16 protein-coding genes and 1 tRNA gene are annotated in these 19890 nt (G+C 62.3%); 2 read left to right on the forward strand and 15 right to left on the reverse strand.

The annotated features are described in order from the left end of the window. Window positions 1-103: 103 nt before the first annotated feature. From pnp to FDY95_RS00095, 4 genes are all read right to left on the reverse strand, one after another. Window positions 104-2350, reverse strand: a complete 2247-nt coding sequence (gene pnp / locus FDY95_RS00080) for a polyribonucleotide nucleotidyltransferase (protein WP_138074698.1) — start codon at window positions 2348-2350, stop codon at window positions 104-106. 184 nt (window positions 2351-2534) lie between these two features. Beyond that, complete coding sequence (gene rpsO / locus FDY95_RS00085) at window positions 2535-2810, reverse strand: 30S ribosomal protein S15 (RefSeq protein WP_111476765.1); 276 nt, start codon at window positions 2808-2810, stop codon at window positions 2535-2537. Window positions 2811-3034: 224 nt separating this feature from the next. Further along, window positions 3035-4480 (reverse strand): LptF/LptG family permease, encoded by a 1446-nt coding sequence (locus FDY95_RS00090; protein WP_138074699.1) that lies wholly within the window; start codon window positions 4478-4480, stop codon window positions 3035-3037. Between the two features lie 164 nt (window positions 4481-4644). Then, window positions 4645-5058 carry an START-like domain-containing protein gene (locus tag FDY95_RS00095; RefSeq protein ID WP_138074700.1) on the reverse strand — a complete coding sequence of 138 codons (414 nt, stop codon included), beginning with the start codon at window positions 5056-5058 and terminating at the stop codon, window positions 4645-4647. Window positions 5059-5196: 138 nt separating this feature from the next. On the opposite strand from FDY95_RS00095, the gene FDY95_RS00100 reads away from it, so the two are divergent. Together FDY95_RS00100 and FDY95_RS00105 are read left to right on the forward strand one after the other, a co-directional pair. Further along, window positions 5197-5270, forward strand: a tRNA-Met gene (locus FDY95_RS00100). Window positions 5271-5637: 367 nt separating this feature from the next. Beyond that, window positions 5638-6084, forward strand: a complete 447-nt coding sequence (locus FDY95_RS00105; protein WP_138074701.1) for a hypothetical protein — start codon at window positions 5638-5640, stop codon at window positions 6082-6084. A 101-nt stretch (window positions 6085-6185) separates the two neighbouring features. On the opposite strand, the gene rplT is transcribed toward FDY95_RS00105, so the two are convergent. The 11 genes from rplT to FDY95_RS00160 all read right to left on the reverse strand — a co-directional run bounded on the left by rplT (window position 6186) and on the right by FDY95_RS00160 (window position 19884). Next, on the reverse strand, window positions 6186-6533 hold the full coding sequence (gene rplT, locus FDY95_RS00110; protein WP_111476759.1) for a 50S ribosomal protein L20: 348 nt from the start codon (window positions 6531-6533) through the stop codon (window positions 6186-6188). A gap of 106 nt (window positions 6534-6639) precedes the next feature. Beyond that, window positions 6640-6834 (reverse strand): 50S ribosomal protein L35, encoded by a 195-nt coding sequence (rpmI, locus tag FDY95_RS00115; protein ID WP_078013514.1) that lies wholly within the window; start codon window positions 6832-6834, stop codon window positions 6640-6642. A gap of 93 nt (window positions 6835-6927) precedes the next feature. Further along, window positions 6928-7524, reverse strand: coding sequence for a translation initiation factor IF-3 (gene infC, locus FDY95_RS00120; protein WP_246073887.1), 597 nt, complete (start codon window positions 7522-7524; stop codon window positions 6928-6930). Window positions 7525-7920: 396 nt separating this feature from the next. Further along, the gene (gene thrS, locus FDY95_RS00125) at window positions 7921-9882 is read right to left on the reverse strand and encodes a threonine--tRNA ligase (protein ID WP_138074703.1); all 1962 of its coding nucleotides are present in this window, start codon (window positions 9880-9882) and stop codon (window positions 7921-7923) included. Between the two features lie 130 nt (window positions 9883-10012). Beyond that, complete coding sequence (locus FDY95_RS00130) at window positions 10013-11194, reverse strand: tetratricopeptide repeat protein (RefSeq protein ID WP_138074704.1); 1182 nt, start codon at window positions 11192-11194, stop codon at window positions 10013-10015. Window positions 11195-11259: 65 nt separating this feature from the next. Next, on the reverse strand, window positions 11260-12594 hold the full coding sequence (locus FDY95_RS00135) for a L,D-transpeptidase family protein (protein ID WP_138074705.1): 1335 nt from the start codon (window positions 12592-12594) through the stop codon (window positions 11260-11262). Between the two features lie 252 nt (window positions 12595-12846). Further along, on the reverse strand, window positions 12847-13668 hold the full coding sequence (locus FDY95_RS00140; RefSeq protein WP_138074706.1) for a tetratricopeptide repeat protein: 822 nt from the start codon (window positions 13666-13668) through the stop codon (window positions 12847-12849). A gap of 202 nt (window positions 13669-13870) precedes the next feature. Further along, window positions 13871-16609, reverse strand: a complete 2739-nt coding sequence (locus FDY95_RS00145; RefSeq protein ID WP_456237372.1) for a DNA gyrase/topoisomerase IV subunit A — start codon at window positions 16607-16609, stop codon at window positions 13871-13873. A gap of 755 nt (window positions 16610-17364) precedes the next feature. Next, the gene (locus FDY95_RS00150) at window positions 17365-17784 is read right to left on the reverse strand and encodes a response regulator (protein ID WP_138074707.1); all 420 of its coding nucleotides are present in this window, start codon (window positions 17782-17784) and stop codon (window positions 17365-17367) included. Window positions 17785-17846: 62 nt separating this feature from the next. Beyond that, window positions 17847-19562, reverse strand: coding sequence for an ATP-binding protein (locus FDY95_RS00155; RefSeq protein WP_138074708.1), 1716 nt, complete (start codon window positions 19560-19562; stop codon window positions 17847-17849). Beyond that, window positions 19555-19884: a circadian clock KaiB family protein gene (locus FDY95_RS00160; protein WP_138074709.1), complete on the reverse strand. Its 330-nt coding sequence runs from the start codon at window positions 19882-19884 to the stop codon at window positions 19555-19557. The genes FDY95_RS00155 and FDY95_RS00160 overlap by 8 nt, the downstream gene beginning before the upstream one ends. Between the last annotated feature and the right edge of the window lie 6 nt (window positions 19885-19890).

Raw genomic sequence — 19890 nt, forward strand, 5'->3', positions numbered from 1 at the left:
CTTATTGAGAGTTTCCCGGCTGCGGAACCTCGGTCAGAAGGTGCTAACAGCGCCTCCTGACCGAAAGTTCGCGCCAGTGCAATACAGCGGCCTTCCTGCGAAACTAGCGGGTGAAGCGCTCCGGACGCGGACCCCGGTCGGGGCGCGGGCCACGGTCGGGCCGGTCGCCGCGCTCCGGACGGTCACCCCGCTCGGGGCGCTCCGACGGCTCCACGTAGCCTTCCGGCTTCGGCATGAGGCTCTTCATCGACAAACGGAATTTGCCGGTCTTCTTGTCCACCTCGACCAGTTGCACCTTCACTTCCTGGCCTACCGTCAGCACGCCTTCCAGCGAAGGCAGACGGTCGTAGCTCACTTCGGAAATGTGCAGCAGGCCGTCCTTGCCGGGCATGAACTCCACGAACGCGCCGTAGGCCTGGATGGAGCGCACCGTGCCGCTGTACGTCTCGCCTACTTCCGGTGTCGCAGCAATACCGCGGATGCGGCCCACAGCGGCGGCCATGTCGTCGGCGTTGGAAGTGTAGATGTACACGTGGCCCTTCTCGTCCTTCTCCTCGATGGTGATGGTGGCGTTGGTGTCCTTCTGGATCTGCTGCACCACTTTGCCGCCGGGGCCGATGATGGCGCCGATGTACTCCTTGTCCACCAGAATCTTGGTCGAACGCGGGGTGTGGGGCTTCAGGTCAGCAGCAGTTTCGCTGATGGTCTTGGCCATTTCGCCCAGGATGTGCAGGCGGCCTTCGCGGGCCTGGTTCAGCGCGGCGGTCATGATTTCGCTCGACAGACCCTGGATTTTGATGTCCATCTGGCAAGCCACGATGCCCTTCTCCGTGCCGGTCACCTTGAAGTCCATGTCGCCGAGGTGGTCCTCGTCTCCCAGAATGTCCGACAGCACGGCGTACTCACCGGTTTCCTTGTCCTGCACGAGGCCCATGGCAATGCCCGAAACGGCGGCCTTGAGCTTGATGCCGGCGTCCATCAGCGCCATCGACGAGGCACACACGGTAGCCATCGACGACGAGCCGTTCGACTCCAGGATGTCCGACACCACGCGGATGGTGTAGGGGTTTTCGTCCTCGGCGGGCAGCACTTTCTTGATGGAGCGCATGGCCAGGTTGCCGTGGCCGATTTCCCGGCGGCCGGGGCCGCGGTTGGGCTTCACCTCGCCGGTCGAGAAAGCCGGGAAGTTGTAGTGCAGCAGGAACTTGTTGTAGCCCGACACCATGGCCGAGTCCACAATCTGCTCGTCGAGCTTGGTGCCCAGGGCCACCGTGGTCAGCGACTGGGTTTCACCGCGGGTAAACAGCGCCGAGCCGTGGGCCCCGGGCAGGTAGTTCACCTCCGACCAGATCGGGCGGATTTCCGTCAACTGACGACCGTCGAGGCGGGTGCGCTCCTTGATCATCATGTCGCGGATGGCCTTCTTCTCGGCCGAGCCGTAGTAGCGCGAGAACATTTTCTGGTCCAGTTCCGGCTGCTCAGCCAGCAGCTTTTCCAGCAGCGGTTTCTTGATGGCCGAGAAGCCTTCCTTGCGGCCGGCCTTGCTCGGGTTGCCCGACTTAGCTACCTCATACGCAGCCTGATACACGGCTTCGTTAATCTGCTTCTTCAGCTCCTCGTTCTCGTCGTACTTGGGGTACTCGCGCTTCACGTGCGACTTTTCGATGGCCTGGGCCAGCTCCTGCTGCACGCGCACCTGCTCCTTGATGGCCTCGTGGGCGTAGGCAATGGCTTCCACCATTTCCTCCTCGCTCACTTCGTTCATCTCGCCTTCCACCATGGCCACCGAGTCGGCCGTGGCGCCCACGATCAGGTCGATGTCGGCGCGGGCAATGTCGGCGGTTTTGGGGTTGATCTGCAGCTTGCCGTCGATACGGGCCACACGCACTTCCGAGATGGGGCCGGCGAAGGGAATATCGGAAATAGCCAGGGCAGCCGACGCGGCCAGGGCGGCCAGGGCATCGGGCTGTACGTCCTTATCGGCCGAAATCAGCGAAATCATCACCTGCACCTCGTAGTGATAGTCCTTGGGGAACATCGGGCGCAGGATACGGTCAACGAGGCGGCATACCAGGATTTCGTAGTCCGACAGGCGGCCTTCGCGGCGCTGGAACGAGCCGGGAATCTTGCCGGCACCGCCGAATTTCTCCTGGTAATCCACCGACAGCGGCAGGAAGTCCACGCCTTCGCGCTGCGAGGGCTGCGACACGACCGTGGCCAGCAGCATCGCGTCGCCGAGGCGCACGACGACGGCGCCGTCGGCGAACTTGGCCAGCTTGCCGGTTTCGAGGGAAATCTGCCGACCGTCGGGCAGGGTAATGTGTTTGGTAACCGCGTTGTAAGGAGGCATTCCTTCAGGGGTAGCTTGGGGTTGGAACAGCGTTTTTGGCAGCGAAGCTGGGCTCCGACTTGGGCAAGCGGGCCAGCGAATCCGGCTCGGGATTAAAACAACGTGCCCGGCAGACGGAGGTGTGCCGGGCAACGCAAAAAAAGCAGGGAACCCGGCCGGCGGGCTCCCTGCTTTCTGGAGTGGGTTACTTACGGATGCCCAGCTCCTTGATGATGGCGCGGTAGCGGGTGATGTCGCGCTGCTGCAGGTAGTTCAGCAGACGACGGCGCTTACCTACCAGCTTGAGCAGGCCCAGACGGGTCGAGAAGTCTTTTTTGTTGACTTTCAGGTGCTCCGTCAGGTGCGAGATACGCGTGGTAAACAGCGCGATTTGCGATTCGGCCGAACCGGTGTCGGTTTTGGTCTTAGCAACGCCGTGCTGTTCGAAGATAGCCTGCTTGGCTTCGGTAGTGAGTTTCATCGGCAGATAGGGAGGAAGCCCCGTCTTGGATTAAAGGGTGTGAAAAAGGGTATACGCCGGCAACATAGCTAGGCGTGGCGCAAAGGTAAGAAAATATTCGGTCCGTTGGACGGAATACGGATTGAATGTAGCCGGCGTCCTTCAGTCAGCGGGCATTAAAAAAGCGTTTGCCCGGACTTGCGGTCTGGGCAAACGCTTTCATTTCAAGAAAGATGGAGGGGCCTCTACCCTGCCGTCGTCACCGGCGCGGGCTTGCGCACGAACCACTTCGGCAGCTTGCGTGAGAGGCGCAGCCAGAAGTCGACTTCGAAGAGGCTGGAGTCGCGGCGGGCCTGGTAGAGGAAGAACAGGCCGGCGGGCAGCAGCACGAAGTTGGACATCCACATGCCCACGCCTACCGGCATCACCGCCTCGCGCCCGTACTTCTCGCCGATGATGGACACGACGTAGAAGATGATAAAGAACAGGATCGACACGAGTACCGGCACGCCCAGGCCGCCTTTCTTGATGATGGCGCCCAATGGCGCGCCGATCAGAAACATCACCAGAATGGCCACTGACTGGGTATACTTGCGAAAAATCTCGATGCGGTAGTTGCCCATTTCGCGGGCGGTGCTGTTTAGGCGCTCCGAATACGTGGTCATGTAGGACTGCATGTTGCGGGCCCGGTTGGCCGCCGCTTCCAGCACCATGGCCGACGACGCCGGCATTTTCGTGGCCGGTACCTGCCAGGCGGCGGTGCGCTGGTCGAATACCTGCCCCGTGGTATCGAAGCGCTGGTAGAGAAAATACGGATTCAACTGCGTGCTGGCTTGCTTCCGCTCCTTGTTCAGCACCACCTGCATGGAGTCGACGAAGCCGCGAAGCTGCGGCAGCGTCAGCATAATCTTGTTTTCCTTGAAAAGATCTTCCTTGGTACGGTCGAGGCTAAAGGACGCCAACGAAAAGATGATGTCGGTGCGGTCAAACTTCTGCTGCACGAAACCGGCGCCGGACCGGTCGCGGGCGGTGGGCTGCTCCACGTACTTGCGGCCGTTGAACAGCTCCAGCGCGAGGTACTGCCCGTCGTAACGGGTGGCCATGCGGCCCGAGTCGGCCAGTACCATGGCCACGTTGCCGCTGTTGCCGCTGTGGTCGTAAATCATCACGCCGTACAGCTTCTCGCCATTCTCGCCGGCTTTGCTGTTGACTTTGATGGTGTAGCCCGGAATACCATTATAAAACACGCCCGGCCGGATGTCCAGCGCCAGCTTCTGCTGGCGCACGTCCCAGAGCAGGCTGTAGGCTTTCAGGTTGGCCTTGGGCACGATGGTGTTGTTGAACCAGAAAGCGAAGCCGGCCAGCAGGGCGCTGAACAGCATCACCGGCCGTAGAATCCGCGTCAGCGACACGCCTGAGGTCTTGATGGCCGTCAGCTCGTGGTGCTCACCCAGATTGCCGTAGGTCATCAGCGAAGAGAGCAGCACCGCCAGCGGCAGCGAGATGGGCACGATGAGCACGCTGAAATACATCAGTAGCTGCAGGATTACGCCCGTCCCCAGGTCCTTGCCAACGAGGTCGTCGAGGTACTTCATCATCGTCTGGGTGAGGAAGACGAACTCCACCACCGCAAACGTGAGCAGAAATGGCCCGAAAAAGGCCTGCAGGATTAGTTTATCGATTTTCTTCATACCAGCAGTAAGCCGCAGCAGTTGGCTCCTTAACGCCGAAAACGGCCGCAAAGGTACATGCCCCGACGCCGGGAAACGGTTGGCTAATAAAAAAGGAGCAGCCCTGCCCCGATACCGGGCAGGCGCCGCTCCTATTGGAACATAAAGGTGCTGAGAAAAGTGACTTAGCCGCCTACCTGTTCACGCAGGTTCTGGACGAGGTTGTCCCACATTTCGGTCAGTTCCACGTCGTCGGTTTCCTCCGAGTAGTCCACGACCTTCAGAAAGACCTCCTGCGTCAGCTCCGACGACTCAATGGTAAAGTCGAGGTAGTTGGCATCGGGCATGTGCCGGCGCTCCGGCCCCAGGAACACGAAGCGTACCGAGCGGTTGGTGCGCTGCGAGGTGATTTCGGCGAGGTGGGGCTGGTTGTCCCACACGAAGTTGAAGATGTGCGGATTCACCATCTGCACGTCCTGGCAGAACCATTGGCGCAGCCCGGAGGCCGAAGCGAGGTAGGGATAAAGAATCTTAGCCGAGGCGTTGACGGGGTATTCCTGCACGAACCGGTGCTTGGAGCGAGTAGCAGAAAGAGGCATAGGGAAGCGAGAGAAGCGAAAAATTTGTCTGGCTGGCAATCAGCCAGATTGGGTACTAGCGGCAAGATACACGGCTTTTTTTTCCGTCAAAGCTTGCGTAGGGTTAAATCTTCGCTTTACCTTTGCACCACCAAACAGGGCGGGGTAGCTCAGTTGGTTAGAGCACAGGATTCATAACCCTGAGGTCACGAGTTCAACTCTCGTCCCCGCTACATAGCAAAAAAGCCGAGTGCCTTTAACCTGGCACTCGGCTTTTTCTATTTGCATGCACCTGATAGTTAATCAATTATACTGTACCCGATGTGGCCCAGCCGTACAGGGCTGAAACCACCTCCGTGGAAAGCTGCAACCGTTTACTGCGCCACTACCTGGCCCGCTTACGCCACTGCACCAAGTGTATACGCATGTGGTCACAAGCCCTTTTGCCACTACGTGCCCAGAAAAACGGAATCCTGACGATGCTTTTGAAGCAATGCCTAATTCCCGCCAGATTTCGTTTTTTTGTGGCGAAAAGCCATTGACGATGTGTTGTACACCCCACATGTGCAACATCTCATGATATGGAATATTTCTTCAGCCATGGATTCCACTGCCGAACGGCTTCAGGAGCTAATCAGGATTGTAGGCGCCAAATCAGTCAGTGCATTCGCTGTATCTATTGGGGTCAGAAGCACCGTACTGGCCAATATGCTCGGAGGACGTATGTCCAAGCCAAGCTTTGATACATTGGAGAAAATTAAAGCGCAGTACCCCCAAGTAGATCTGGAATGGCTGGTAATGGGTAAAGGCCAGCCGCTAAAAGCTGCAACTGCTTATTCTCTACCCGCCCAGCCTGTCCCAGGCGCCAGCGAACCGGATATCAAATTGCTCGGCAAACCTGAACTGACTGACAAAACCAGTCCACAAGCGGCCTTGGCAGAATGTCAGAAGGAGTTGACCGCTTGGAAGGAAAAGGCTGAAACTTACCGGCAGTTGGCCGAGGACCGGCAAACCATTATTGAACTAATGAAAAAAGCCGCCCGCTGAGCGCGTAACGGCTTTCGGCGATTCTGTCGCCGCGGATTTGAAGATAAAAAAGCCCGACCAAATGGCCGGGCTTCTTCGTGCTAAGCTACTATTATCAGCAACTACGCTTTCACTTTCTCCACGATGCCTTTGAAGGCCTCGGGGTGGTTCAGGGCGAGGTCGGCCAGCACCTTACGGTTCAGGTCGATGCCAGCCTTCTTCAGGCCGCCCATGAACTGCGAGTACGACAGGCCGTGGATGCGGGCACCGGCGTTGATACGCTGGATCCACAGGGCACGAAAGTCGCGCTTTTTGGCTTTCCGGTCACGGTAAGCGTAGAGCAGACCTTTCTCAACCGCGTTTTTGGCAACGGTCCAGACATTCTTGCGGCGGCCGAAGTAACCTTTGGCCAGACGCATTACCTTTTTGCGACGGTGGCGCGAGGCCACGTTATTGACGCTTCTTGGCATAACCTACTTGTTTTTGGCGGCCGGTGCCTCCCTCATTCTGAAGGGGCTTGGCGAATAACCGGACGCCGGGTTGAAAAAATGTTCAGCGGGAGCTTCGGGCCGCCGCTTAGAGGACCAGCATGTCCTTCACCCGGTTCATGTCAGCGGAGCTAACCAGGGTGACATGGGTCAGGGCGCGCTTACGCTTCGTGCTCTTCTTGGTCAGAATGTGCGACTTGTACGCGTGCTTGCGCTTTACTTTGCCCGTGCCGGTCAGCGAGAAACGCTTCTTGGCGCCGGACTTGGTTTTCATTTTCGGCATTGTGAGAAAGGTTGAAGGGTAAAACATCGGCGGCCGGCTGCCTAGGGCCGGCTCGCCTGAACAACGGAGCGGCTCACGCCGCGCTGGAGTAACTTATTCGGCCGCTTCGTTGGAAGCAGCAGCTTTCGGAGCCTTGCCTTCCGTGGCGGGCTTCGGCGCCGGCGAGCCGGCAGGCTTCACTACCACGGCTTTGGGCGCGAGGTAGAGGAACATGCGCTTGCCTTCGAGCTTGGGCAGCTGCTCTACTTTGGCCAGATCCTCAAGGGCCTGGGCAAACTTGAGCAGCAGGATTTCGCCGCGCTCCTTGAAGACGATGGAACGGCCCACGAAATGCACGTAAGCCTTGATTTTGGCGCCTTCACGCAGGAATTCCTGGGCGTGCTTGAGCTTGAACGCGAAGTCGTGGTCGTCGGTGTTGGGGCCGAAACGGATTTCTTTGACCACCACCTTCGTCTGCTTGGCCTTCATCTCGCGGGTGCGCTTCTTCTGCTCGTACTTGAATTTCGAGTAGTCGATAACGCGGCATACCGGCGGGACGGCCGTGGGAGAAATCTCCACGAGGTCCAGGCTCTGCGCTTCCGCCATGCGGCGGGCTTGCTCAGTAGGGTAAATGCCCTGCTCCACGTTGTCGCCTACCAGGCGGACTTCGCGGGCCGTAATCTTGCCATTGATTTTGAACGGCTCCTCCACTTGGCGCGGAGGGAGGCGGCGGTTAGGGGTTCTGATAAGACTTCAGAGTTTAGGTGAAACGTGGTCGGGTCAAAGGCCGGAAAGCAGCTGTAAATCAGCGCCGCCAACCATTTGAGCGGGCGAATATCCGGCAATTTTCCCGAATGACAAAATACAGCCCGCCGAAAACCGTGTTTCCGGCGGGCTGCAAGGGTTTTAACGGTTGGAGCGGCGGATTAGTTCTATTCCACAGCCGTAAGGAAAAGAAGAACGATTAAAATAGAACGTCGTTCCGAGCGAAGTCGAGGAATCTCGCGTGCTGACTCCTGATAGCATCCTTCTCGTTGAGGTTACTAGCAGACCAAACACGCAAGATTCCTCGACTTCACTCGGAATGACGTTCGGGAGGCCTCGCTCTTACGAATGAGCCGTTACGGCACGGCCGCTCATCATTTCCTCGACCTGCGCCTGGAAGTTGCGGATGAACAGCTCGATGGGCATGGAGCCCAGGTCGCCTTCGCCGTGGCGGCGGACCGAGACGATGCCGTTTTCAGCTTCCTTCTCGCCCACCACCAGCAGGTAGGGAATCTTCTGCATCTCGGCGTCGCGGATTTTGCGGCCGATTCGCTCGTCGCGCTCATCCGTGCTGCCGCGCAGGTCGGCCTGCTGCAGCTGGGCCAGCACCTGCTGGGCGTAGTCGTGGTACTTCTCCGAAATCGGCAGGATGATGAACTGCTCCGGGGCCAGCCACAAGGGGAAGTTGCCGGCGCAGTGCTCGATGAGCACGGCCACAAACCGCTCCAGCGAGCCAAACGGGGCGCGGTGCAGCATCACCGGGCGCTGGCGCGAGTTGTCCGGGGCCACGTACTCCAGCTCGAACCGCTCGGGCAGGTTGTAGTCGACCTGAATGGTGCCCAGCTGCCACTTGCGGCCGAGGGCGTCGCGTACCATGAAGTCGAGCTTGGGGCCGTAGAAGGCCGCCTCGCCCAGCTCCGTGACGGTGCGCAGGCCGCGCTCCAGCGCCGCTTCCTGGATAGCCGATTCGGCGGCGGCCCAGTTCTCGTCGCTGCCGATGTACTTCTGCTTGTTCTCCGGGTCGCGCAGCGAAATCTGGGCGGTGTAGTCTTCGAAGCCCAGGGCTTTGAAGGTGTACAGCACCAAATCAATCACCTTCAGGAACTCCTCCTTCACCTGGTCCTGGCGGCAGAAGATGTGGGCGTCGTCCTGCGTAAAGCCGCGCACGCGGGTCAGGCCGTGCAGCTCGCCCGACTGCTCGTAGCGGTACACCGTGCCGAATTCGGCCAGGCGCAGGGGCAGGTCGCGGTAGGAGCGCGGCTTGGTTTTGTATATCTCGCAGTGGTGCGGGCAGTTCATGGGCTTGAGGAAGAACTCCTCGCCCGGGTTCGGCGTCTTGATGGGCTGGAACGAGTCGGCGCCGTACTTCTCGTAGTGGCCCGACGTCACGTACAGTTCCTTGGCCCCGATGTGCGGCGTGACGACGGGCTGGTAGCCGGCCTTCACCTGCGCGCGGCGCATGAATTGCTCCAAACGCTCCCGTAGGGCGGTGCCCTTGGGCAGCCACAGCGGCAGCCCCGCTCCTACCCGCTCCGAAAACGCGAACAGCTCCAGCTCCTTGCCCAGCTTGCGGTGGTCGCGCTTGCGCGCTTCCTCCAGCTTGTGCAGGTACTCCTTCAGCTCCTTGTCCTTGGGGAAGGTAATGGCGTAGATGCGGGTGAGCTGCTTGTTCTTCTCGTTGCCGCGCCAGTAGGCGCCAGCCACGTTCAGCAGCTTGGCCGCCTTGATGCCGGAGGTATCCGGAATATGCGGGCCGCGGCAGAGGTCGGTGAAGTTGCCCTGCTCGTAGAAAGTGATGCTGCCGTCTTCGAGGCCTTCCAGCAGGTCCAGCTTGTACGGGTCGCCCTTCTCGGTGAAGTAGGCAATGGCGTCGGCTTTCGACACCTCGCGGCGCTCGTAGCGGCTCTTGTTCTTGGCCAGTTCCAGCATTTTCTGCTCGATCTTGGCGAAGTCGTCGGGGCCGATGCTGCGGCCTTCGCCCAGGTCCACGTCGTAGTAGAAGCCGTTTTCGATGGGCGGACCGATGCCGAACTTAATGCCCGGGTACAAAGCTTCCAGCGCCTCGGCCAGCAAGTGGGCCGAGGAGTGCCAGAAGGTATTCTTCCCCGCCTCGTCGTTCCATGTGAGAATCTCCAGGTTGGCGGAGTCTTGGATGGGGCGGTGCAGGTCGCGGACTTCGCCGTTGACGCGCACGGCCAAGGCGTTACGGGCCAGGCCTTCGCTGATGCTGGCGGCTACGTCGTAGCCGCTCACACCCGCTTCGAACTGACGCACGGAGCCGTCGGGGAGCGTGATGTTAATCATTAGATGAAACGTGCAAAAAATTGCGGTAGCCCGCAAGTTAGCAGCTTCAAACGCAGAAACCACGTCGGAAGCGGAGAATTGGGCATTACCGGGCTGATAACGCCACGATGGGCGCATTAATTCACCGCCGCTAGTTGGAGGGCGTGAGCAGCGTGGGCGGCTTCACTTCCAGCGGCTCGATGGTGGTCGGGACGGTGGTGGGCACACGGCGCGGCTGGGGCAAGGGCGGCGCCCCATACACCAGCTTCAATGAATCGAGCTGGCGGTTGGGTAGCCGCTGACCGACTTTCCAGACTTTGTAAGTGTAGTGCCGGTTGCCGGGAATCTGCTTCACCAGGGCCCGGTAGGCAATCCAGGCCGACTGCGTCTGGCCCACCGACTCGTAGCTTTCGGCCAGCATCAGGCCCACGTCGGGCAGGTACTGGCTGCGGCGACGGGCGCGGCTGAGCGGACGAATGGCCTGGGCGTAGCGCTTGCCCTTGTAGTGGTAGAGGCCGAGGCGGTAATCGGCGCGGTAGAGCGTGGTATCGAGGCGGACGGCGCGGGCGTACTGGCGGGCGGCGCTGTCGGGCTGGCCGGCGAAGTCGAACACGCGGCCCCGGTCGTACCAGAGGGCGGCGTAGCTGCGGTCGGCGCGCAGACCGCTTTCGATGTAGGGCGCGGCGGCCAGGGGCTGACGGTTGGCGTTGAGCAGGTAGGCCGTCTGGTGCAGTACTTCGGCCTGGCGCGGGGCGCGCAAGGCGCTGGCGCGCAAGTAGTCGAGGGCCTGCACGGTGTCGCGCAGGTTGGCGTACACGAGGCCCTTGTAGAACAGCGCGGCGGCGTTGTCGGCGTCTTCGCGCAGCACGCGGTCGAGGTAGTCGAGGGCGGTGGTGTAGCGGCGGGCGGCCAAATTGGTTTCGCCGAGCAGCAAGTGCAGCTCGGGCGGGTTGTAGCCGCGCTGCTGGGCCTGGGCCGTGGCGTCGATGGCGGCTTCCAGCTTGCCCTGGGCGCGCAGTACGCGGGCTTTGGTCAGAAAAAACTCCCCGGGCGCGTCTTCGTCCAGTTCAATGGCCTGGTTGATGTCCCGCAGCGCGGCGTCGAGCTGGCCGTCCTTCACGCGAAAATCGGCCCGGCGGGCGTACAGAACGGGGTTGCGCGGCTGGCGGGCAATGGCCCCGTTCAGCTCGTTGGCCTGGATTTCGGGCCCGCTGCGCACCGTACCGAGGTCGACCATGGTGTCGGGCTGTTCCGCCTCGGGCGTGGCGCTGCCGCAGGCCAGCACCAACGGGGCCAGCACCAACGGCAGCAAACGGCAAACGGGTCGAAACACGGTTTTCGGAAGTAAGGCAGAGGCGGCAAAGGTACGCACCCGGCTCCAACGCCCGCTACCGGCTGCTACTCCCCGGCCACGACGGTCGGGGCCGCATCCCCGCGCAAGGCCGCCATCAGCTCGGCGTCGCGGCCGTAGATGTCGGGCAGCTGGCGCAGCGCGGGGCCGTCGTCGGCGTGGCAGGTGAGGTAGCGCACGTACACGGGCATGGGGTAGCGCAGCGGGAAATACTTGCTGTAGCCGCCGTAGACGCTGTCCCACATCCGCTCGACGTTGCGCTGGGCCCGCTCGGGCTGGGCGGCCAGGTCGTGGCGCAGCAGGAACACGGCCAGCTGCAGCGGGTTCTGCAGGCGGATGCAGCCGTGGCTGAGGGCGCGCCGGGGTTGGCCGAACACCCGCCGGGCCGGCGTATCGTGCAGAAAAATGTCGTGCGGGTTGGGAAAACGGAATACCACGTTGCCCAGGGCATTGTCGCTGGTGGCGGCCTGCCGAATGACGTAGGGAAACGACTCGGCCGACACTTCTTTCCAATTGATGCGGCGCGGGTTAGGTACGCGGCCCTGCTGGTCGTAGAGAATGTAGTTATTGGCGTCGAGGAAGCCGGGGTTGCGGCGCAACTGGGGTAGCATTTCGCGGGTGGCAATGCTGCGCGGCACGTTCCAGCGCGGCGAGGTTTCGAAAAAGCGGATGCGGCTGCACAGCTCGGGGGTGGGCGTGGCGGGTGCGCCTACTACCACCCGGAACGTGCGCAGCACCTTGGCGCGGCGCACCACCTGCAGGCTGTAGGCCGGAATGTTCACCACGCAGTAAATCGAGTCGGCTACCGGCTCCCAGCGCAGGCGCTGCAGATTGGCGGCCACCAGCCACTGCTGCCGGCGGGCCGCGGCCGAATCGGTGCGCAGCAGGCGCTGCCAGGCCCCGAGCAGGCGCACGTAGCTGCGGCTGCGGGGCTGCGCGGCCAGCACCTGCTGGCTGAAATCGGGGCACTGCCGGGCCGCGAGCAGCCAGAACACCGGGTCGAACACGGAATCGGCGGCACAGGAGGTAGGCTGCAGGCTTTCGGGGCGCAGCTGGCCACGGCGCAGCTGGCTGGTCAGCTGCAGCAGCCGGGTCGTCAGCAGCAACTCCGCCCGCACGCGGCGAGCGAGCTGCTCATCCAGACCGGCGCCTGGCAGCGCCAGCGAATCGAGGGTTTGGGCCAAGGCCTGGTTGGCCGCCTCGTCGGGGCGCAGCCCGTACTCGGGGGCCTGCCGCAACAGCCGGGCGCCGGCCCGGGCGGCGGCCCGGGCACCCGTGGCCGTCGTCCAGACCGGCTGGAAATTCGCCTGGCCATAGAAGCGCTGCACCTGCTCGGTTGGTTCGGCCTGGCCAGCTGGCAGCGCCGTCAGCTGCTGGCGCAACCGGGCGGCTACGTCAGCGTCCGATTGGGCCGCGGCGGGTGTGCTCAGCCCAAGACAGACCAATATTCCGAGGCCTGCGCGCAGCTTCTCTCCTACCGATTGGCTCATGATGCCGCGGCCCAACCGGGAAGTAGCCGGCTGTACCGGCTAATAAGTTAACCCAATTCAGGGGGAAACGAACCGTCTGCCATCAAATAAAAGCCGGACGGCTGGCAGGCCGTCCGGCAGGACTGATTTTGGTATAGGCGCTGCTCAGCTACCGCCCATCTGCTCCAGCATCTTACGGCAGCGGCGGCTGATTTCCAGCTCCTCGCCGGTCATAGGCTGCAACTCGGCGGCCTCCTTCAGCACCTCGCGGGCCGACTGCTGCAGGCGCTGATTCTGGTACACCCGGGCCAGGTCGTAGTAGTACTGAATGCGGCAGGGGTCCAGGTTGTGGGCTTTGCGCAGGGCTTCCATGGCCTTGGTGTTGGAGGCGCCGGTGGGCGGCCCGCCCAGAAACAAGCGGCAGTAGGCGCGCTCCACCAAGTTCAGGTGCGCCACGCGGTAGTTCCAGCGGCCGAGCACCTGCCAGGCCTCGGGCAGCGTGGGGCTGTATTCCACGGCGCGCAGCACGTAGGGCTTCATGCTTTTGTAGAGGCTGAGCCGGTCGCGGGCGCTGCGGATGGTGGCCTGCTGGGCCAGGGTCAGGGCCACGGCGTAGTTGGCTTCCCCGCCCTTAGGGTTGACGGCGTAAGCGCGGTCGGCAAACTGCCGGGCGGAGGTGTAGTAGGCCCCCCGGCGGCTTTCGTCGGTGTAGCGGGTGCCGATGTTGACGCTGAGCACGGCGGCCTGCCACAGCGCTTCGTAGTTGCGCGGGAAAGCGCCCAGAATCTGCTCGTAGCGGGCCAAGGCGGCCGATTCGCGATACTGCAGCTGCAGGGCTTTGGCCTCGCGCAGCAGCGCCGACACGTCCACCGAGTTGGGCGCGTCCTTGGGGTCGTCGGCGCGCGCGGCCAGACTCGGCAGGCAGCAGCACGCCAGGCCCAGCAGCAGGCGGCGCGGCACTAACAAACGCAGGCGGGCGGTGAGCATAACGGTAAAGCAGGAGCGCCGGCGGGTGGTTCGGCAAGGGTAAGATACGGTTCCGCGGCCAAAAGGCTGCAAACGCAGAGCGGCCCGGCCTTGCCGCCCGCCGTTTGGCTAGACAACAAAACCGGGCCGCGGTTTAATTCAGTGGTCGGTGTCCTGTAGTCAGGTAGCACAGCTTTTGCCCGACTACCAACGACGCAGTACCCTAGAACAGCGTCATCTGCGACTTGGGCTTGCGTTGCAACAGGGCCTGCGCCTGGGCCACTTCCTCGGCCGAAATTTCCACCGGGCCGTCGTGCTCGGGCAGCGGGCCGTCCTCGGGCGTGGTGGCCGAGGCGGGGCGCGGAATGGTGGCCGGGCCCTTGCGCTTGGCCTGGGCCTTGCGCTCCGGCTCGGGGCCTTCGTCGGTGAGCAGCTCCACGCCGAGCACCTTGAAATAGTTGAGCTTGTTGCCCATGGCCTTCCAGCCCTTCACGTCGATGAACTCGTGCAGGTGCAGGCGCTCCGAGAGCTTCTCCCCCTTCTTTTCCTTCTGCACTTTCACCTCGATTTCGGGCGCCACGCCGCAGGTGGCCACCAGCAGGTGCGTGCCCTTGGTTTCGGGGATGAAGACGAATTTCTTGGCCAGGGTGCTCGTCTCGATGCGGAACCGTTTGACGTAGTGCGTCTTGGTTTCGCCTTCCAGGTACACCGCGTTGATGACCGTGTCGGGCTCGAATTTGCGCAGCAGCACCAGGTCGCGCATCACGAAGTGAATGGCCGGGTCGGGCGCAGTCAGTTCGTACGAGCCGTCCTTGTAGATGGCCAGCACCGCGTCCTCGGTATCGAAGGTGCCCAGGAAGCGGCCGTGCCCGCCGGTGTTCAGGCGGCCCACCACTTCGTCGAAGAACACCTCGCGCCCGCCGAGCGTGGAGTCGCCCTTGGACTTCTGGGTAATCTTCTTCACCGGCTGCTTGGTCACGATGTTGCCCATCGAGCCCTTGCCCTTGATGGCCAGCTCGGCAAAGTCGAAGTCGAACTTCTTCACCCGCGCCGGGGCCTTGTCCGACAGCTCCACCGACAGGATTTCCGACTCCGAGTTAGGGTTGGCCGTCAAGTACAGCACCTTGGAGTTCTTGCCGCCTTTGGTCAGATCGTAGGACTTATCACGCGTGATGCCCGTGACCAGGAAACGTTTGGCGTAGCTGATACCCGACGGGCCATCCTGGTACACCATGTTGTACACCAGCCGGTCGTCGTTCTTGTTGTAGACGCCCACGTGCAGCAGGTCCTTGCCGACGAAGGTCTTCTCCGCAATCCGGGTCACCACGAAGGAGCCGTCGCGGCGGATGGCAATGATGTCGTCCAGGTCGGAGCAGTCACACACGAACTCGTCCTTCTTCAGCCCGTGGCCCACGAAGCCGTCCTGGCGGTTCACGTACAGCTTCTGGTTGGCCACGGCCACTTTCTGGGCCGTCACCACGTCGAAGGTGCGCAGCTCGGTTTTGCGCTCCTTCGCGTCGCCGTACTTCTTCAGCAGGCCCTCGAAGTAGCGGATGGCGTAGCGCGTGAGGTTGGCCAGGTTGTCGGCCACCTCTTCCAGCTCGGCTTCCAGCTTCTGGATGTACTCGTCGGCCTTGAAGCCGTCGTACTTCGAGATACGCTTGATGCGGATTTCCGTCAGGCGGGTCAAATCATCCTCCGTAATGGCGCGGCGCAGCACGATGCGCGTGTCATTGGCCTTTTCCCGCTCCCCGTCGATGCGCACGTACTTTTTCAGCCCGGCGTCGATGGTTTCCAGGATCTGCTCCCAGGTTTCGCACTCCTCGATCTTGCGGTAGATGCGGTTTTCGATGAAGATTTTCTCCAGCGAGGCCGAATGCCAGCGCTCCTGCAGCTCGTCCTGCCGGATCTGCAGCTCCCGCTCCAGCAGGCGCAGCGTCTTGCTGGTGCTCAGCCGCAGCATGTCCTCCACCGCCACGAAGCGCGGCTTCTCGTCGATGATGACGCAGGTGTTGGGCGAGATGCTGATTTCGCAGTCGGTGAAGGCGTACAGCGCGTCCATGGTCAGGTCCGGCGACACGCCCGCGGGCAGGTGCACCTGGATTTCCACCACGGCGGCGGTGTTGTCCACCACCTTCTTGATCTTGATTTTGTTGGCTTCCGAGGCCTTCACGATGCTTTCCATCACGCCGGTGGTCGTCGTGCCGTAGGGCACGTCGCGGATGATGAGCATGGTTTTGTCGACCTTCTCGATGGTGGCGCGCAGGCGCAGCTTGCCGCCGCGCACGCCATTATTGTAATTCGAGATGTCGCAGAGGCCGCCGGTGGGAAAGTCCGGGTACAGGATGATGTCGCGGCCCTTGAGCACGTCAATCGAGGCCTTGCACAACTCGCGGAAGTTGTGGGGCATGATCTTGGTCGACAGACCCACGGCAATACCTTCGATGCCCTGGGCGAGCAGCAGCGGGAATTTCACCGGCAGGGTCACCGGCTCGCGCTTGCGGCCGTCGTAGCTGGCCTGCCACTCGGTGGTGTCGGGGTTGAAGACCACGTCGAGGGCAAACTTCGAGAGGCGGGCCTCGATGTAACGCGGAGCGGCGGCGCCGTCGCCGGTGCGCACGTCGCCCCAGTTGCCCTGGGTTTCGATCAGCAGGTCCTTCTGGCCCAGGTTCACGATGGCGTCGCCGATGCTGGCGTCGCCATGCGGATGGTACTGCATGGTCTGCCCGATGACGTTGGCCACCTTGTTGAAGCGGCCGTCGTCCATTTCCTTCATCGCGTGCAGGATGCGGCGCTGCACGGGCTTGAGGCCATCCTCGATGGCGGGCACGGCCCGCTCCAGAATCACGTAGGAGGCATATTCCAGAAACCAGTTCTGGTACATGCCGCCGATGCTGCTGATGTCGTGGATGGTTTCGCCCGGCTTGAAGTCGCCTTCCTCGGCCTGCACGGCCAGGGCCAGCTCTTCGGCCGCGTCGTCGCTGCCGTCGGCTTCCTCGGCGCTCAGCTCGTCGGCTTCGGCCAGCGGCTCCCCGTCGGGGCCGTGGGCAGTTTCCGGGGCGGCGGTTTCGTCATTATCGGCCGCGGCGGGTGCGGCCCCAAAATCGATGGTATCCCCGACGCCGAACAACTCGGGGTCCTGGCCGTTCAGGTTCTGCTCGTCGGGGGTGTGGTTGTCGTTTGACACGCGCGGGGGTGGCTTGGGCCACGGTTATTGTTCTTGTACCTCTCCTTGGCGGCGCCGAACCGCCAAAGGCTCCTTAAAACACGCCTGCTGCGGAATTGGTGCGCAGGCCGCAAACGTAAGGGTTAACTCATCGGGGGAAACATCAAAACCAGGGAAACCCGGCAAAGCCCGCGCAGCGGTGAGGCTGATCGGGCCATACCAATGGCCTTCAAAAGTACCGTTTGCCGGGCAGAGCACAACACCCTGCAAGCTCATCGGCGCACATAAAGTTCCTAAAAAAATTAGTCATAACCCAACCTTTCAAACAAATCACACCGCAAAAGCGGGAAACAGAGGCCTGATTCAGCCAATATTATTAGCAAATAAATTCCCCTACGATGCTACTATGCGCTGTGCGCCATGAGATGGTGCATAGCCTACAGCTTGAAGCGGCTTCAGAAGTTCTGGATTAGTTGATTGCCGCGAAACGCAACGGCCCGCCGGCGCACTACACTGTGCACTGGCGGGCCGTTGCGGATAAACCGGGGAGCTTACTCGGCTGGCACGTACTGGAAGTGCTGCAGCAGCACGTCGTCAATTTTTTCCTTGGTCAGCGGCTTGTTCAGAAAGCCGGCAATTTTCAGCTGTTGCATCCGCTCCACGTCCTGTGGGTGCAGGGAGGTGGTCAGCATCACGATAACCGTTTCGGGTTTATTGGCCGCGGGCAGGTGCTCGTAAGCCTGTAGAAACTCAAATCCATCCATCACGGGCATTTTCACGTCCAGAAACACCAGTACCGGCTCACTCGGCTTCGGGCCCGGGCGGCGGGCTTGCAGCGCGTCCATGGCTTCCAGGCCATTTTGGGCAACCAGTAGTTCGTCGGCTACGGCCAAGCGCTTCAGCAGCAGCCGGTTCAGGTAATTGGTGGTTTGGTCGTCGTCAACGAGCAGAATACAGGAAGGGAGGGGCATTGCAGCGGCAAAAAGGGGGTGTGCCGCGGGCGCCGGGGCCCGCGCAGGGACGCTTACGGAATTCAGCGGCGGAAGTACACGGAAAACGTCGAACCGACGCCCACCGTGCTTTGGACCTCGACGTGGCCGCCCGCGTTTTCCATGATGCGCTTGACCATGTAGAGCCCGATGCCCGAGCCTTCGACGTGGTCGTGGAAGCGCTGGAACATGGCAAACAGCTTGGCATTGCCGGCCACCTTCAGGCCCAGACCGTTGTCCTGCACGGTCAGCACCTGGTGCTCGGCGGTGGCGTGGCAGCGCACCTGCACCCGGGGTGTGCGGTCGGGGTGGCGGTACTTGAGGGCGTTACTGAGCAGGTTATAAATCACCGAGCGCAGGTTTTTCTCCGAAAACGGCACCGGCGCGCAATGCTGCACGTCCACGTCCAGTTGGGCGCCGGAGGCTTCCATCAGGGGCACCAGGTCCAACATCACGGCGCGCACCACCGGCGCCAGCTCGATCAGCCCCTGGGGCTGCTCGTGCTCCTTCTGCAGGCGCGTCACTTCGGTCAGGTGCTCAATGGTGCGCTTGAAGCGGTCCACCGACCCCTGCATCATGCGCACCAGCGGCTCGACGGCAGGTCCGGCCACCAGCTCGGCGGGCAGCTCGCCCAACAGGGCCGCCAGCAGCCCTTCGATATTGTTGATCGGGGCCTTGAGGTCGTGCGAGGCGGTGTAAATGAAATTGTCCAGGTCGCGGTTGATGCGCAGCAGCTGCTCGTTGCTGGCGCGGAGCAGTTCCTGAGCTTCGGCCACGCGGGCCTGGGTGACTTTGTGCTCGTGGATGTCAGTGTAGGCCCCGATCCACTGAATAATCTCGCCCTGTTCGTTGCGCGAGGGCAGCGCCCGGCCCAGCATCCAGCGAAACTCGCCCGTAGCGCTGCGGATGCGGCACTCGATTTCCAGCGCTTCCCCGCTCTCGATGGCCTCGCGCCAGCGCTGCACCGCGCCCGGTAGGTCGTCGGGGTGAATAAGGGCGCTGAAGCTGTGCGCGGGGTCGATCTGCGCGTTGTGGCCGGTGTACTCGAACCAGCGGCGGTTAAGGTAGGTGTTGCGGCCGGCAGAGTTGGCCGTCCAAGCAATGTGCGGCATGCCCTCCAGGATGCGGCTGGTTTCGGCAGCGGTCTGCTCGGCGGCCTGCTGGGCCTGGGCCTGGGTGCGCAGCGTTTCCTGCTGGCGTTCCAGCAGGGTGTTCTGCTCGGTCACCCGGGCCCGGATGGCGCTGATTTCGCGCTGCTCCGACACATCCGTAACGATGACGGCCAGTACCGGCGTCTGATTGAACACCAGCACGTTCAGGGCCAGGGCCACGGGGCGCTGCTGGCCGTTGGTAGCCTGTAGGGGCATTTCGCCCTTGCTTTTGCCCCGCCAGGCCTTGGCCAGCAGGTCTTCCCAGTAGGCTTGGCAATCGGTGGGCACGAAGTCGTGAAACGCGACGCCCATCATGCTCTCCAGCGGGGCCTTGACCATACCGGCCAGGCAGGCGTTGCAGTAGAGCACGGTGCCGTTCTGGCTGAGCAGCAGCGCGCCCTCGCTCATCTGCTCGATGAGGGTGCGGTAGCTCTGGTCGGCGCCTTCGAGGGTGAAGATGCGCGGCCCCTCGGGTGCCTGCACGGCCAGCGCATCGATGGTGCCGGTGCGGATGGCCGTTATGAGGTCTTCAGCTTCCTGCAGCCGGTGGCGCAGCGCCTCGTTTTCCTGCGCCAGCTCAGCGGCAGTGAGCGGCCCGCGGTCAGTCATGGAGGTACGGGTCGTTGGGGTCAGGCACGAGGCCGAGCAAGGACAGCACACGGCGGCGGTCCGACAGGTCGCCGACCAGGAAGCGCACCAGCCCCGGTTGCTTCTTGATGAGCGTGGGCGCGGCCACGATACGCTCCGCCCTGGCCAGTTCGGGCTGCTGGTAGATGTCGACGATCTGCAGCTCGCAGCGCCCCGGCAGGTACCGCTCGCAGATGTCCTGCAGGTTGCGCACGGCCTGGGTGGAGTTGGGCGTGGCGCCAGTAATGAAGAGGTGCAGCACGTATTCGGGCCCGGCCGAATCCGGGGCTTGCTCTGGTTCCATACAGCC

The organism is Hymenobacter jeollabukensis (genome assembly GCF_005771675.1).
Taxonomy (GTDB): Bacteria; Bacteroidota; Bacteroidia; order Cytophagales; family Hymenobacteraceae; genus Solirubrum; species Solirubrum jeollabukense.